Annotated in this window: 15 protein-coding genes and 11 tRNA genes; 5 read left to right on the top strand and 21 right to left on the bottom strand. The window is 69.6% G+C overall.

All coding sequences use genetic code 11. The annotated features are described in order from the left end of the window. Positions 1–63 precede the first annotated feature (63 nt). The gene (locus AB0B35_RS17635; protein WP_361046360.1) at positions 64–1,197 is read right to left on the bottom strand and encodes a hypothetical protein; all 1,134 of its coding nucleotides are present in this window, start codon (positions 1,195–1,197) and stop codon (positions 64–66) included. Continuing rightward, entirely contained in the window at positions 1,194–1,718 is a 525-nt protein-coding gene (locus AB0B35_RS17630; protein ID WP_361046357.1) for a SigE family RNA polymerase sigma factor, read from the bottom strand. The genes AB0B35_RS17635 and AB0B35_RS17630 overlap by 4 nt, the downstream gene beginning before the upstream one ends. A gap of 178 nt (positions 1,719–1,896) precedes the next feature. Between AB0B35_RS17630 and AB0B35_RS17625 the strand changes: the two genes are divergently transcribed. Both AB0B35_RS17625 and AB0B35_RS17620 read left to right on the top strand, forming a co-directional pair. Beyond that, on the top strand, positions 1,897–3,183 hold the full coding sequence (locus AB0B35_RS17625; RefSeq protein ID WP_361046354.1) for an MFS transporter: 1,287 nt from the start codon (positions 1,897–1,899) through the stop codon (positions 3,181–3,183). Between the two features lie 117 nt (positions 3,184–3,300). Beyond that, entirely contained in the window at positions 3,301–4,158 is an 858-nt protein-coding gene (locus tag AB0B35_RS17620; RefSeq protein WP_361046351.1) for a PIG-L family deacetylase, read from the top strand. Positions 4,159–4,272: 114 nt separating this feature from the next. Here AB0B35_RS17620 and AB0B35_RS17615 read toward each other — a convergent pair whose 3' ends face one another. The 11 genes from AB0B35_RS17615 to AB0B35_RS17565 all read right to left on the bottom strand — a co-directional run bounded on the left by AB0B35_RS17615 (position 4,273) and on the right by AB0B35_RS17565 (position 6,555). Further along, on the bottom strand, positions 4,273–5,208 hold the full coding sequence (locus AB0B35_RS17615) for a threonine/serine dehydratase (protein ID WP_361046349.1): 936 nt from the start codon (positions 5,206–5,208) through the stop codon (positions 4,273–4,275). A 50-nt stretch (positions 5,209–5,258) separates the two neighbouring features. Then, positions 5,259–5,332 (bottom strand) — tRNA-Cys (locus tag AB0B35_RS17610). A gap of 8 nt (positions 5,333–5,340) precedes the next feature. Then, positions 5,341–5,423 (bottom strand) — tRNA-Tyr (locus AB0B35_RS17605). Positions 5,424–5,440: 17 nt separating this feature from the next. Then, positions 5,441–5,514 (bottom strand) — tRNA-Glu (locus tag AB0B35_RS17600). Between the two features lie 10 nt (positions 5,515–5,524). Next, a tRNA-Pro gene (locus tag AB0B35_RS17595) sits at positions 5,525–5,601 on the bottom strand. Positions 5,602–5,613: 12 nt separating this feature from the next. Next, positions 5,614–5,687 (bottom strand) — tRNA-Arg (locus AB0B35_RS17590). An 11-nt stretch (positions 5,688–5,698) separates the two neighbouring features. Then, positions 5,699–5,771, bottom strand: a tRNA-Ala gene (locus AB0B35_RS17585). 10 nt (positions 5,772–5,781) lie between these two features. After that, positions 5,782–5,852, bottom strand: a tRNA-Gln gene (locus AB0B35_RS17580). A 66-nt stretch (positions 5,853–5,918) separates the two neighbouring features. Next, positions 5,919–6,362, bottom strand: coding sequence for an HNH endonuclease (locus tag AB0B35_RS17575; RefSeq protein ID WP_360523480.1), 444 nt, complete (start codon positions 6,360–6,362; stop codon positions 5,919–5,921). Between the two features lie 34 nt (positions 6,363–6,396). After that, a tRNA-Gly gene (locus AB0B35_RS17570) sits at positions 6,397–6,467 on the bottom strand. A gap of 17 nt (positions 6,468–6,484) precedes the next feature. After that, positions 6,485–6,555: transfer RNA gene (locus AB0B35_RS17565), tRNA-Glu, on the bottom strand. 534 nt (positions 6,556–7,089) lie between these two features. Here AB0B35_RS17565 and AB0B35_RS17560 point away from each other — a divergent pair. Continuing rightward, on the top strand, positions 7,090–8,586 hold the full coding sequence (locus tag AB0B35_RS17560; RefSeq protein ID WP_361046346.1) for an FAD-binding oxidoreductase: 1,497 nt from the start codon (positions 7,090–7,092) through the stop codon (positions 8,584–8,586). An 84-nt stretch (positions 8,587–8,670) separates the two neighbouring features. Here the strand turns inward: AB0B35_RS17560 and AB0B35_RS17555 are convergent, their stop codons facing one another. The 3 genes from AB0B35_RS17555 to AB0B35_RS17545 form a co-directional block, all read right to left on the bottom strand. Further along, positions 8,671–8,886, bottom strand: a complete 216-nt coding sequence (locus AB0B35_RS17555; RefSeq protein WP_361046343.1) for a hypothetical protein — start codon at positions 8,884–8,886, stop codon at positions 8,671–8,673. A 543-nt stretch (positions 8,887–9,429) separates the two neighbouring features. Further along, entirely contained in the window at positions 9,430–9,672 is a 243-nt protein-coding gene (locus AB0B35_RS17550; protein ID WP_361046341.1) for a hypothetical protein, read from the bottom strand. Beyond that, complete coding sequence (locus tag AB0B35_RS17545; RefSeq protein ID WP_361046339.1) at positions 9,669–10,127, bottom strand: DUF4259 domain-containing protein; 459 nt, start codon at positions 10,125–10,127, stop codon at positions 9,669–9,671. Before AB0B35_RS17545 ends, AB0B35_RS17550 begins: the two co-directional genes overlap by 4 nt. A gap of 266 nt (positions 10,128–10,393) precedes the next feature. On the opposite strand from AB0B35_RS17545, the gene AB0B35_RS17540 reads away from it, so the two are divergent. Beyond that, positions 10,394–10,924: a GNAT family N-acetyltransferase gene (locus tag AB0B35_RS17540; RefSeq protein WP_361046336.1), complete on the top strand. Its 531-nt coding sequence runs from the start codon at positions 10,394–10,396 to the stop codon at positions 10,922–10,924. 261 nt (positions 10,925–11,185) lie between these two features. Then, positions 11,186–11,692: an NUDIX domain-containing protein gene (locus AB0B35_RS17535; RefSeq protein ID WP_361046333.1), complete on the top strand. Its 507-nt coding sequence runs from the start codon at positions 11,186–11,188 to the stop codon at positions 11,690–11,692. Here the strand turns inward: AB0B35_RS17535 and AB0B35_RS17530 are convergent. The 5 genes from AB0B35_RS17530 to AB0B35_RS17510 form a co-directional block, all read right to left on the bottom strand. Next, positions 11,590–12,084, bottom strand: coding sequence for an NUDIX domain-containing protein (locus AB0B35_RS17530; protein ID WP_361046330.1), 495 nt, complete (start codon positions 12,082–12,084; stop codon positions 11,590–11,592). The two genes, AB0B35_RS17535 and AB0B35_RS17530, sit on opposite strands and share 103 nt — an antisense overlap. Positions 12,085–12,197: 113 nt before the next feature. Beyond that, a tRNA-Ala gene (locus AB0B35_RS17525) sits at positions 12,198–12,270 on the bottom strand. Between the two features lie 25 nt (positions 12,271–12,295). Next, entirely contained in the window at positions 12,296–12,424 is a 129-nt protein-coding gene (locus tag AB0B35_RS17520) for a DLW-39 family protein (protein ID WP_239167697.1), read from the bottom strand. Between the two features lie 23 nt (positions 12,425–12,447). After that, positions 12,448–12,521: transfer RNA gene (locus AB0B35_RS17515), tRNA-Ile, on the bottom strand. 15 nt (positions 12,522–12,536) lie between these two features. Next, positions 12,537–12,739, bottom strand: a 203-nt coding sequence (locus AB0B35_RS17510) for a hypothetical protein (protein WP_361046328.1), incomplete at its 5' end; no start/stop codon positions are given.

Genomic DNA, 12,739 nt, shown 5'->3' with positions numbered 1-12,739 from the left:
GCCGAACATGCAGAAAGGCGGTGCCGGACCGAGGTCCCGCACCGCCCTGCCGGCCCTGCGGGCTCAGCCGAAGGCCGCCTGGAACAGCGTCCGGTTCCCGGCCTTGTCGACCGTGAACTCGGCGACGATCCGAAGGTCCGTGTCCAGGCGGTACACCTTGCCCGGATCGCCGTTCACCCGCACGACCAGCGAACCGTCCGGCTGGAACCACACCGCCGAGACCTTGCCGACCCCGAACCCGACCGGCCGACCCGTGGTCAGGTCGATGACGTCGGCGACGTACAGTCGCCGACTCGGGTCACCGGCCTCCGTGCTCACCGCCGCATACCGGCCGTCGTGGGACACCCCCAGCACGACCGCGTCGAGGCCGTGCTCGGTCACGTACGGCACGGACCGCGGAGCGGTGCCGTCCGCCTTGGTGACGGTCAGCCGACCGTCCAGGAGCACACCCCGGAACGGCCCGGTTGCCAGGGTCTGCGCTTCCTTCCACGCCTCGCGTTCCATCGGGCTGAACTTCCCGCTGGTCGCGTCGACCGTGCCGACCGTGCCCGCATTGTCGAACTTGCCGACGTACAGCCGGGTGGAGTCGGGCGACCACACCACGTTCCCGGTGCCGAGGCACAGCACCCGGCTTCCCCGCTTCTGCGGCGTGCCGCCCCGGGTGTCGGCGATCATCAGGTCACCGCCGCCGCTCAGGCCGTCGGCACCGACCACCCAGGCGACCTGGCGGCCGTCGGGCGACACGGTGACCGACTGCCACGGGCAGGCGTCGTCGACCGGGTGGGTGATCGTCCGCAGCTGCTCGGTCCGGGTGGCCGGCTGGCAGACCCCCGGTTCCGGGGTGCCGCAGGGGTAGCTCTCCCGCAGCACGGTCAGTTCCAGTTTCGTGTTGCCGCTCTGCCGCATGAAGTAGTAGTCGCCGGTCACCGTCGCGCGCACCGGCGAGGGCGACTGCGGAGCCACGGTCGTCGTGGCCGTCACGCCGGGTTCGACTACCTCCCCGCCGCCGCCGGTCATCGCCACCGCGGTGACGCCGACGCTGCCGAGCAGGACCAATGACAGCGCCGAGGTCAGCGCCGTACGCCGCACACCGATCCGGCGCGAGGTCCGCAGCGCGCGGTCGCGCAGGTCCACCGGGTTCACGTCGTCGGCAAGGTCCGCCAGGCCGGACCGCAGGTTGTCCATCGGGGCGTTCATCGGGCAGCTCCGTTCGCGACGTGCAGGTCGGACAGTTCGGGGGCGATCACACGCAGCCGAGCGAGCGCCTTGGCGGTCTGGGACTTCACGGTGCCGACGGACACGCCGAGCACCTCAGCGGCCTCGGCCTCCGTCCGGTCCTCGAAGAAGCGGAGCACCAGTACCGCCCGCTGCTTGTCGGACAGCTTCAGCAGTGCGGCGCGCAGGCTGAGCTTGAGCGCCGACGCACCGGAGTGATCCCCGCCGCGCCCGCGTTCGGGCAGCTCCCCGGGCAGCACCTCGGCGACCTTGCCGCGGCGCCACCAGGCGACCTGCAGGTGATACATGACCTTGCGGGTGTACGCCTCGGCGTTGCCGCTGTCGTGCAGCCGCCGCCAGGACCGGTGGGTGCGGGCGAGCGCGGACTGCACCAGGTCTTCGGCCAGATGCTGGTCCCCGGTGAGCAGGTAGGCGGCGCGCAGCAGCGCCGGCGAGCGGTGTCGGACGAAGCTGTCGAACTCCGCTGATGGCGAGTCGACCACGTATGCCCCCGTTGACTGAGGAGTGGCGGCAGGCGAGGTGTTCCTGCCGTAGTGACGACCTGCAAGATGCGTGCTCCGCGCGGAAGGTTGCCGCCGCCGCCTCGATATTCTTCGCCGGCCCGTTGCATCGGTCACCAGCCCTGGCCCGCAGATCGTTTGCTCGGCTAAGGTTCTGCGCGTGAGCGAGGTAGCCGAGAAGCAGGCCGAACCGGGCACGGCCGTTCCCGCGCAGCGTCGCCGGTTCTTCATGGACACCCGGCCGCTGCGGCACCGGCCGTACCGCCGGCTCTGGACCTCGACCATCGTCACCGCCCTCGGCAGCCAGCTGACCGCGGTCGCGGTGCCCAAGCAGATCTACGACATGACCGGCTCCTCGGTCTGGGTCGGCATCGCCAGCATCTCGGGGCTCGCCCCGCTGATCGTCTTCGCGCTGTGGGGCGGCGCGATCGCCGACACCGTCGACCGCCGCCGGATGCTGCTGTTCACCAACTCGGGCATCGCCCTGCTGTGCGTGGTCTTCTGGCTGCAGGCGGCGCTGGACGTGCGGTCCATCCCGCTGCTGCTGGTGCTGGTCGCGGTGCAGCAGGCGCTGTTCGGCATGAACATGCCGGCCCGCACCGCCTCGGTCGCCCGGCTGGTGCCCGCCGCGGAACTGCCCGCGGCCGGAGCACTGAACTCGACCGTGATGCAGGGCGGCCAGATCGTCGGCCCGATGCTGGCCGGCGCGCTGATCCCGCTGCTCGGCCTGCCCCTGCTGTACCTGTTCGACGCCATCGCGCTGTGCGCCGCGCTGTACGCCGTCTGGCGGCTGCCGTCGCTGCCCCCGCTGTCGGGCGTCGCCCGCCGGGCCGGGCTGGCCGACATCCTGGACGGCTTCCGCTACCTGGCGACCCACCGGCTGCTCATGGTCTCCATGGCCGCGGACGTCATCGCCATGGTCTTCGGCATGCCTCGCGCGCTGTTCCCGCAGCTGGCCGACACCGCGTTCCCCGGCGTGGACGAGAACTTCGCGCTGGGCCTGCTCTACGCCGCGATCCCGATCGGCGCCCTGCTCGGCGGCCTGCTCTCCGGCACGTTCTCGCACGTACGCCGGCACGGGCTGATGCTGGTCATCGCGGTCTGCGCCTGGGGTGCGGCGATCGCGGGCTTCGGGATGAGCAGCTCACTGTGGCTGGCCGTGGTGTTCCTGGGCATCGCCGGCGTCGCCGACATGGTCTCCATGGTGTTCCGCGGGGCGATCCTGCAGGCCGCGGCGACCGACGAGATGCGCGGCCGGATGCAGGGCGTGCACACCGTCGTGGTGGCGGGCGGCCCGCGCCTGGCCGACCTGCTGCACGGCGTCGCGGTGCCAGTGGCCGGGGCGAGCGCGGCGGTGGCCGGGGGCGGCGTGCTCGTGATCGTCGCGATGACAATCCTCGCCCTGGCCGTGCCCGCGTTCCTCCGTTATCGCGGCCCCGCCCGCTGACGAGGAAGTCTGAACACCCATTAAGGTGGTCCGACCGGAGCAGGCCTGGTCCGGGCGTGGCGGCTCGCCGCGCCGGGAGCGGCGGGTTCCGCCCACCCCCTCGGAACGGAACAGCACATGCGCGTCACCCGGCGAAACAAGATCCTCCTGTCGGTGCTGGCATGCCTGCTGGTTCTGCCGGTCGTCACGGTCTTCGGCCTCAACCGGTACGTCAACGACACCTCGGTGCCGCTGACCGACAGCCTTTTCCCGGAAAGCGCCCCCAAGCGGCTGCTGGCGATCTTCGCGCACCCCGACGACGAGATCACCGTCGCGGGCTCGCTGCGCCGGATGAGCGAGGAGGCCGATGCCGAGATCACCATCGCCTACCTCACCCGGGGCGAGGCCGCGAACGTGCCCAAGGCCTCCCTGTCCGACCTCGCGCAGCGGCGTACGGTCGAGGCGGACAACGCCGGCAAGGTGCTCGGGGCCGACAACGTCGAGCTGTTCGACTTCCGCGACAGCGGCCTGCCCGCGGCCGACGCCACCGAGGCCCAGAAGACCATCTCGAACCTGATCGACGAGTACCGGCCCAGCGTCGTCATCAGCTTCGACGACCGGGTCGGCTTCTACGGCCACCCGGATCACGCCCAGGTCGGGGTGTGGGTCAAGACGGTGCTGAACACCCGGCGGCATGCCCCGGACTTCCCGGTCAAGCACTTCTACCAGGCCACCCTGCCCGAGTCGATGATCTCGGTGGCGAAGGACCTGTCCCCCACCTTCCGCGACATGTACCCGACCGACCCCGCGCAGGGCCTGCCCGCGCCGACGGTCGCGATGACCATCGACAGCGTGGCGAGCGAGAAGCGCGCCGCCCTCGACGCCCACGTCAGCCAGGTCACCGTCCTGCAGGCCGTCCAGCCCGGCTACGACAAGCTCCCGTCCTGGATCTACTTCCGCATCCTCAGCCGCGAATACTTCACCCAGGTCTTCTGACCCCTCCCCGACGCCCGGCCCGGCCCGGCCCTCCTGCCGCGACTCTTGAAAAGTCGCGGCCTCATGGAGGTCTTGAGGCCGCGACTTTCTAAGAGTTGCGCGAGGTGGGCGGGGTCAGAGGTCGGTGGGGTCGGTGTTGGCGCCACAGGCTATGACGACGACGCGTTCGTCGGGGGCGGGGCGGTAGGCGCCGCCGCTCAGGGCGGCGAGCGCGGCGGCGGCCCCGTGTTCGAGCACGATGCGCCGGTCGGCCCACAGCGCCCGGCGGGCGGCCACGATGTCGTCGTCACCGACCAGCACGCTGTGCACACCCTCGCGGACCGCGACCGCGTACGCGATGTCGCCGACCCGGCGGGCGCCCAGCGAGTCGGCCGCGACCCCGGACACCGCCACGTCCACCGGCTGCCCCGCCGCGAGCGCGGCGTGCAGGCTCGGCGCGCGTTCGGGTTCGACGGCGACCACCCTGGCCTGGCCCGCCACAGCGGTGGCGATCCCCGCCATCAGGCCGCCGCCGCCCACCGCGACGAGCACGGTGTCGAACCCGCCCGGGATGTCGGCCAGCAGCTCCAGCCCGATCGTCCCGGCCCCGGCGGCCATCTCCACCTGGTCGTACGCGTGGCAGTACACCGCGCCCGCGTCCGCGGCATGCTTCACGGCCGCCTCGTACGCCATCGCGTACTCGGTGCCGTGCTGCTCCACCCGTGCACCGAGGCCGCGCAGCTTGTCGACTTTGAACGCGGGAGCGGTCGCCGGCACGAAGACCGTCGCGGGCACCCCGCACGCACGGGCCGCGTACGCCACCGCCAGCCCCGCGTTGCCGCCCGACGCGGCGACGACGCCCGCCACCGGGTCGAGCTCGCCGGCCTGCTGTGCCGCGAGCACCCGGTTGAGCGCACCACGCGCCTTGAAACTGCCGGTGTGCTGCATGTACTCGCACTTGAGCCAGGTCGTGCCGAACAGCCCGCCCGGCTCGATCGAGGCCAGCGGCGTACGCCGGAAGCGCCCGGCGATGCGGGCGGCCGCGTCGGCCACGTCGACTTTCGTGATCATTCGGGCACCATAACCGAGCGGAAGGAACCCACAGCGGATGGCGTCGCGAGAGGCCTCGCCGGGAGTCGAACCCGAGATCATCCGTTTTGCAGACGGAGCGCCCCACCCGGGACGTCACGAAGCCGAGAAACGTGCGGATGGGGAGACTCGAACTCCCTGAGCACAAGGCACCCGGGTTACAGCCGGGCCCGACTCTCCATCGTCGGCGCATCCGCGTGGTGTTGCCTTCGAGCAGCGCGGACGGGATTCGAACCCGCAACACTCCCGCTTGAAAGGCGGGTGACTCTTCCGTTCGTCCACCGCGCCGTGGACTTGCTGGTCGGGATGGCCGGACTCGAACCGACGACCTCTGCACCCCCAGTGCAGCGCGCTACCGAGCTGCGCCACATCCCGTTCGTCACTGCGTGCCCTGAGCAGGATTCGAACCTGCAACCCCCGGCTTCGTAGACCGGTGCGCTGTCCAGTTGCGCCATCAGGGCGGGTGGAACCGTGGACCCAGCCGGAGTCGAACCGGCCGCCTCCGCTTTGCAGGAGCGGCGCTCTACCAGATGAGCTATAGGCCCGTGTGCAACGCTCGCGAGCAAGGATTCGAACCTCGATTCCCTGATCCAGAATCAGGTGTCCTGCCGTTGGACGACTCGCGAAGGAGGCTGCGGGACCCCCATCCCGCAGCCGGGAGCCGCGGGACCCCGTGGTCCCCGCGGCTCGGGTCAGCGCCTGGCCAGCACCGTCCACGAGGGTGCCGACGGGTTGAACCGCAGCGGCATCCGCGCCTCGGCGGGCGTGCGGTCACCCTTGCGCTGATTGCAGCCGCCACAGGCGGCCACCGTGTTGAGCCAGGTGTTGCGTCCGCCCCGGGAGCTGGGCATGACATGGTCGATGGTGTACGCCGGACCGCCGCAGTAGGCGCACCGGTGCTGGTCACGGGCGAGCACGCCGCGCCGCGACCAGGTCGGCCCACCGTGGTAACGCCACCGGGTCACCACGTAGCTGACCAGTCGCACCACCTTGGGAATCGGCCACACGCCGATGGCTTGGTCGGGCTCAGCCTCGTGCACCACCGCGACCTGCCGCCACAGCATGCGCAGGGCGTGACGCAGGCTGACCCGGTGGAGCGGGCCGAGATCGGCGTTGAGGACGAGTACTGCGTTCATCGGGTCACCTCCTGGAATGCTGTGATGGATACGGAGCGGTAGCCGGGAGTCGAACCCGGATCTCTGCCATGGCGAGGCAGCGCACTGCCGTTGTGCGACAACCGCGAGCTTCTTTCATTGCGTAGTCGATGCGGGACTCGAACCCGCTTTCCCGCGTCGAGAGCGCGGAGGCCTACCCATAGCCGAATCGACCGCTGCGCCGCGAAATGCGACGCGCTTTCTCTTACGCCATCCACTGTGGAGTTCTCAAGGTGCGACACCACCGGCCGGGGCCGGGGCTTCATGCGGTCTTAGCTGCTCACAGGTGCCGGACAACGAAAAACGCCGCCCGCTTCCGAATTCGGAGGCGGGCGGCGTCAGCCGCTTGTCATGGCGCGTCAGCAGCGCCATCCGCCTCGTCCGGGGACGAGTTCCCAGCCATAACCCTCACCGCGTCGGGCGGCGGCGGGCATGGCGCACTGAACGCACGGCGTCAGCCGCTGCACTGCGTTCGAGAAGCTGCTCATGTCTGTCTCCGGTCCGTTTTCTCGCGGTGTCGTTCTTGGTGTTGGCATACCGTATTGGCCGCCGCGGCGGCGAGGCAACCTCATTTTCCGCGTTTTATGTGTGCGCAGTTCACGGCCTATTCCGGCGCATGGCGACACAGGTTCCTGGCCGTTCGCCCGCCTGTGCACGACGGATTCCGGCGGTAGAAAGAGTCCGGTCCCCCATACCCGGAGGTGGCGGCATGGCACGGTGGCGTCCGACGCGGCGGCAGGTGCTCACCCACGGTGCCACCGCGGCCGGGGCACTGGCCCTGGGCAGCGCCGCCACCCTCGCCGTGAGCGACTGGGCCGCGCAGGGCGTGATCCCGCCGGGGCCGCTGCCGGGCGCCCTGCTCGACGACGCCAGTCGGATCAACCCGACCGCAGTGCGCGGCGTCCTGTTCGCGGCTCCGGCCCCGGACGAAACGGCACGGGTGGTCGGCCCGCTGCTGCGCCGTATCGCCGCCGGGGACGATCCGGCCCTGGCCGTCGCGGGGGTACGCCACTCGATGGGCGGGCAGAGCATGCTGGCCGGCGGCTGGGTACTCGACACCCGGCCGATGAACCGGATCTCCCTGGACAGCGCGGCCCGGGTCGTCCGGGTCGGCGCGGGCACCACCTGGCGCGACCTGATCCCGGTGCTCAACGCCGCCGGGTTCTCGCCCAAGGTCATGCAGTCGAACCACGACTTCTCCGTCGGCGGCTCGCTCAGCGTCAACTGCCACGGCTGGCACACCGGGCACCCGCCCATCGCGAGCACGGTACGCGGGCTGCGCCTGCTCACCGCCTCCGGTGAGGTCGTCAACTGCGGGCCGGGCGAGAACGCCGAACTGTTCGGGCTGGTGCTGGGCGGCTACGGGATGTTCGGGGTGATCCTCGAAGCCGATCTGGAGGTATGGCCCAACGCGCGTTACGTCCCGCACTTCGACAGCATGCCCGCGCTGGACTACGTCGAGGAGTTCAGCCGGCTCGTGCTCGCCCCGGACTCGACCGCCGAGATGGCGTACGGGCGGCTGTCCGTCGATCCGCGCAATTTCCTGGAAGAGGCGCTCATCGTCCGGTTCACGCCCGAGCCGGACACCGTCGGCACCGTGCTGCCGCTGGCCGAACCGGATGCCGCATCGCTGCAGCGGGCCGTGTTCCGCAACTCCGCCGGCAGCAACCTGGGCAAGATGCTGCGCTGGACCCTGGAACGCGAGGCCGCGCCGTGGCTGGCCGGGCCGCTCAGCCGCAACAGCATCCAGAACCAGCCCGCGGCCGTGTTCGCCGACCACTCCGAGCAGACGTCCGACATCCTCCACGAGTACTTCGTGCCGCATACGACGCTGGCCAAGTTCATCACCGCCGCCAGGGAGATCATCCAGCGCTCGGGACAGGAACTGCTGAACGTGACCGTCCGCGACGTGCGGCGGGACACCCGCAGCGTGCTCGCGTACGCCCGCGAGGACGTGTTCGGGCTGGTCATGAACTTCCGGCAGGAACGCACCGCGGAGGCCGACGGCCGGATGCGGGCGCTGACCCGGGAGCTGATCGACGCGGCGCTGGAGGTGAACGGGACCTTCTACCTGCCGTACCGGCTGCACGCCACGCGCGAGCAGGTGCGCCGCGCCTACCCGGGCTGGGATGCCGCGATGGCCGCCAAATCCCGGATCGATCCCCTTCCCGTCTTCCGCAACGCCCTCTTCGACACGTACGCCTGACCCGAACAACAGGCCCGGCTCCGACTCGCCGTGAGGTTCGGTACCGGGAAATGGCTGCTGCCGCCGCCTCGCACGGTGGCCGCGTCACGCGGCGTCGAACCACTCCCTGCCGGCGGCCCAGTGCTTGACCCAACCGGCGAATCCGGGCTCACCCGTGGTGAAACCGAACTCCGCACCGAAAGGCATCGCACCCTCGCCGCTGATGGACCAGATGTGCCCTCGATGCGGCCCGCTGACGACCAGGTGCCAGTACTCGCCGCAGCCTTCCGTGCCGAGTACGACCGAACCGTGGTTGAACACCGGCTCCAGCAGCGGGCCGAGTTCCTCGTCGGGCCGCTCGTCGTCCTCCCACAGCCACGCCGACGTGAGCGGGAAGGGGCGGCTCAGGTCCCGCGCCGGCCGGTCGTCGCCCCAGTCGGAGGGCAGTTCAGCCAGGCCGACCAGCCCGAAGTCGGGAGGTCCCGCGTAGGAGCCCCAAGATCCGAGGGACCCGACGAACCCCGGCTACTGGCTGGCCATCCTGCATACCTTCGACGCTGCTGGTGTCCACCTGGCCACCAGCGCGCGCCCCGTGCCACGGGGCCGACTCGGTGCCGACGCAGCAGCAGCCTATGAAGCCGCCGATGCCGAACTGGCTGCGCTGATCGACACGCTCCCGACCGCCGGGAGGGCGTCATCTCCGTCCAGCCCTTCTCCACGACCGTTGCCGGGTTCACGGTGGGACTCGTCGCCGATCGCGAAGCTCGCTACGCGGAACTCGTACCCGGTATCCGCTTCAGCGAGCCGTGGGACGGCGACTACTCCACCTGATCGAGCAAGCCGAGCGTGCTCGCGCCACCCCCGTCAGCGGCAGATCCAGTGACTGTCCACGCCTTCGATGACTCTGACCTCGCCGTTCTGGCTTCGGATGAACAGGCTCGACCAGACGATCCAATAGGTCTCGCCTGACCTGATCGCAACGGCATGCGGGAGTACGACACGCCAGTCCCCGGCCTCGACGATGTCGACGAGCAGCAGCCTCTCAGCGACCTGCGGCTGCGAGAAGATCTGGCCGTGCTCGTCGCGGCCGTCGCCGAAGTCCGTCACAGGGCCCCTCCGTCGGTCAGCGGCGTTCCGAACCCCGATTGCAGCACATCCGCGATCACCTGCACATGGCCCAGCGCGGCGATCCGGTCCTCATCCTCGAACCAGCTCGACTGCCACCAGCCTCCGGGTGCCGTGACGATCCGAAGGGCGCGCGCCGCCGAGAAGATCAGTTCGGGCGAAGGCTCTGGCAGCATCGCCGGTCTCCAGTCGTCTTCGTCGTCGTCTTCGGTGAGGTACTCCTCCACGGCGGTGCCGCCCGGCAGCGCCAGCGCGATCAGCGTGGCACCCACCATCGCGTCCACCGGCCAGGACGCCTTGTCCGCCGGATTGTCGATCACATCCTCGAAGATCTCTTGGAGGCGTCCGGCCTTCTCGCCGTCGCTCAGCTCGGCAAGCTCGGCGAAAAGATCCCAAGCGTGATCGTTCTCGAACGGATGAGGTCCCCAGGTTCCCATCAGCGGTCACGCATGACGGGTCGCCCGGAGCCGCCCCTGGTCGCGGGTTCGACACGCGGCAGTACGGACCCGATCACGAGAACAACGCCCAGGCCCGGCAGACCGGAAAGGTGAATCGGAAACTCGCGCACAGTCGGCACGGTACGGGCCGTCCGTTCCGGCCGCTGCCCTTCCTACGCCTGGCACCCGAGTGGATCGCCGAGCCGAGCAGCAGTCGAGCGTCGCACTCATATGCGGTGTCCAGGGCCGACGCTTAACCTGGGCATGTGACGAGGATCAGTACCGAGCGGCTGGTAGTGCGCGCCTGGCGCGACTCGGACCTGGCTCCCTGGGCGGCCATCAATGCCGACGAGCAGGTCCGGGAGCATCTCGGTCCGGTCTGGGACGAGGCCGAGTCCGCCGCGTCCATCGCGCGCTACCAGGACGGGCTGCGCCGTAACGGGTTCGGATACTGGGCCCTCGAACTGACCGCCACGCGGGAGCTGATCGGCCTGGTCGGCATCGACCCGGTGGCGCCGAGCATGCCTTTCCCCGGCGTCGAGATCGGCTGGCGGCTGGCCCGCTCCGCATGGGGCCACGGGTACGCCTCTGAGGCCGCGAGAGCGGTGCTCGACCATGCCTTCACCGACCTCGGGCTGCCGGCAGTCCTTGCGATCACGGTGGCGCCGAATCTCCGGTCTCAGGCGGTGATGCGGCGCATCGGCATGAGCCACGCCGCTGAACTCGACTTCGACCACCAGCCGGACCCGGAAGGCCCGGTCTTCGACCACGTCGTGTACCGCATCGCCCACCCCTGATCCGACCTCGAACCAGTGCCGTTGAAGCTGCGACCGCGCCGCCGGCTTTACCACAGCTTCCGTACAGCCTGGTTTTCGCTGGTGGCACCGAGGAGAATCGCGTCCCGGGCGGCCCGCACGCGGCTCATGCGCCAGATCAACACGTCTGCCTGAGCGGCCCGAGCCGTTGCGACTCACGGTCGGCGTCGCGGCTCGTGACGCATTACCCTGTGGCTCACGTCGATCATTGCGGTGCCGCCCGCACAGGATCAGGAGTCCGCCGTGTCGCTGACCTTTCGCAACTCCGCCCGCGCGATCATCCTCGACGAAGATGATCGCGTCCTGCTATGCCGATTTGTTTCCCCCCACCCAGCGGTCCCGAACGGAGCGCAGGCGGTCTGGGCTGCTCCAGGCGGCGGCATAGAACCGGACGAGGACGGCCTGTCCGCGCTGCGCCGCGAGCTGCGAGAGGAGACCGGCCTGGTCACCACCGTCGATCCGCCGCACGTCTGGCATCAGGTAATCGTTGCCACAGATTATGTGCCCGGCTTCGACGGCATGGTCAACGACTACTTCCTCGTCCGCACCGCCCATTTTGAGCCACACGGCGAGTTCACCGACGACGAACTTGCCGCTGATGAGCTCCTCGCGGGCTTTCGCTGGTGGCGACTCTCCGAGATCACCAATTACGCCGGACCCGACTTGTTCTCGCCCCGTGACCTCGCCACACCGCTGACCGACCTGCTCACGTCCGGCGTACCCTCCGCCCCGGTCGCACTGGGCTTGTGACCCCGCATCGCCTCCACCAGCGCCATGCGTACGGGTTCGTGGATGAGCGGAGGCAACTCCTCCGGCCGGAACCAACGGATCTCGTCATGCTCATCGGGAGCGGCGTTTGTCGGTGTCCCCTCCCACTCGTCGACAATCCAGGCGCTGAAGCGCACGGATCCCTCTCCGCGGCCTATCTCCAGCCGACACAGCTGGACCGCCGAGCCTGTTGTTATCTGCACGCCAAGCTCCTCGTGCATCTCCCTGGCGAGCGCGGCCGTCTCTGTCTCACCTGCGTCGATGTGTCCGCCGGGCAGATCCCACACGTCCGGGTAGACAGGGCGGTTCGGGCTTCGGCGGACGAGCAGGACTTGGCCTTCGCGAACCAACGCAGCGATGACGATCTGATGCATGGGCGGGAGTGTGGCATCACCAACCGACAGAGAACGTCCGCGTATGCCTCCGGACCCACAAAACAAAACTGGCCACTCGCCGATGGACGGCGGTGACCAGCTTGGGCAGTGAGTGGAGCCTAGGAGAATCGAACTCCTAACCCCCGCCTTGCAAAGGCGGTGCTCTGCCAATTGAGCTAAGGCCCCGAGGGACGGGCTCGGCCCGTCTGACTCAGCGGAGGTCGGGTGCGGTGGTGGCCTCGTGCCACAGTTCCCGCTCGTCGCTGGCCGCCTTGAGCTTCTTGGCGACCAGTGCGACCGCCACGCCGACTCCGGCGACGATCAGCAACTTCTTCCACATGATGAGCACCTTACGCTCGGGAGTGGGGCTAGCTGGAATCGAACCAGCGACCTCAGAGTTATCAGCTCTGCGCTCTAACCGACTGAGCTATAGCCCCGTGCGACAACGAACCTTACCGCACCCGTCTCGGCTCTTCCAAACCGGTATCCCCTCCCCGCGTGGCGTGTCCCGTGCGGGCTCCGGCCGAGCCAGAAGATCGCTGTCTGCGGTCAGAACCTTGGGTCAGCAGCAGCGTGACGCGGTGCGCGCCCACCCGGCGGGCGGTGAAGGCGATGGCGTCCAGCGACGGCCGGTCCAGCGCGTCGGCGTCGTCGA

Origin of the sequence: Catellatospora sp. NPDC049133 (assembly GCF_040648455.1) — a bacterium.
Taxonomy (GTDB): domain Bacteria; phylum Actinomycetota; class Actinomycetes; order Mycobacteriales; family Micromonosporaceae; genus Catellatospora; species Catellatospora aurea.
Note: the sequence above shows the minus strand (reverse complement) of the source record. Positions and strands in the feature narration are given on the sequence as shown.

Bases quoted from the DNA above. Each gene is read 5' to 3' on its own strand.
- AB0B35_RS17635 (WP_361046360.1), bottom strand. From the start codon at position 1,197: ATGAACGCCCCGATGGACAACCTGCGGTCCGGCCTGGCGGACCTTGCC.
- AB0B35_RS17620 (WP_361046351.1), top strand. From the start codon at position 3,301: ATGCGCGTCACCCGGCGAAACAAGATCCTCCTGTCGGTGCTGGCATGC.
- AB0B35_RS17615 (WP_361046349.1), bottom strand. From the start codon at position 5,208: ATGATCACGAAAGTCGACGTGGCCGACGCGGCCGCCCGCATCGCCGGG.
- AB0B35_RS17575 (WP_360523480.1), bottom strand. From the start codon at position 6,362: ATGAACGCAGTACTCGTCCTCAACGCCGATCTCGGCCCGCTCCACCGG.
- AB0B35_RS17560 (WP_361046346.1), top strand. From the start codon at position 7,090: ATGGCACGGTGGCGTCCGACGCGGCGGCAGGTGCTCACCCACGGTGCC.
- AB0B35_RS17545 (WP_361046339.1), bottom strand. From the start codon at position 10,127: ATGGGAACCTGGGGACCTCATCCGTTCGAGAACGATCACGCTTGGGAT.
- AB0B35_RS17530 (WP_361046330.1), bottom strand. From the start codon at position 12,084: ATGCATCAGATCGTCATCGCTGCGTTGGTTCGCGAAGGCCAAGTCCTG.
- AB0B35_RS17520 (WP_239167697.1), bottom strand. From the start codon at position 12,424: ATGTGGAAGAAGTTGCTGATCGTCGCCGGAGTCGGCGTGGCGGTCGCA.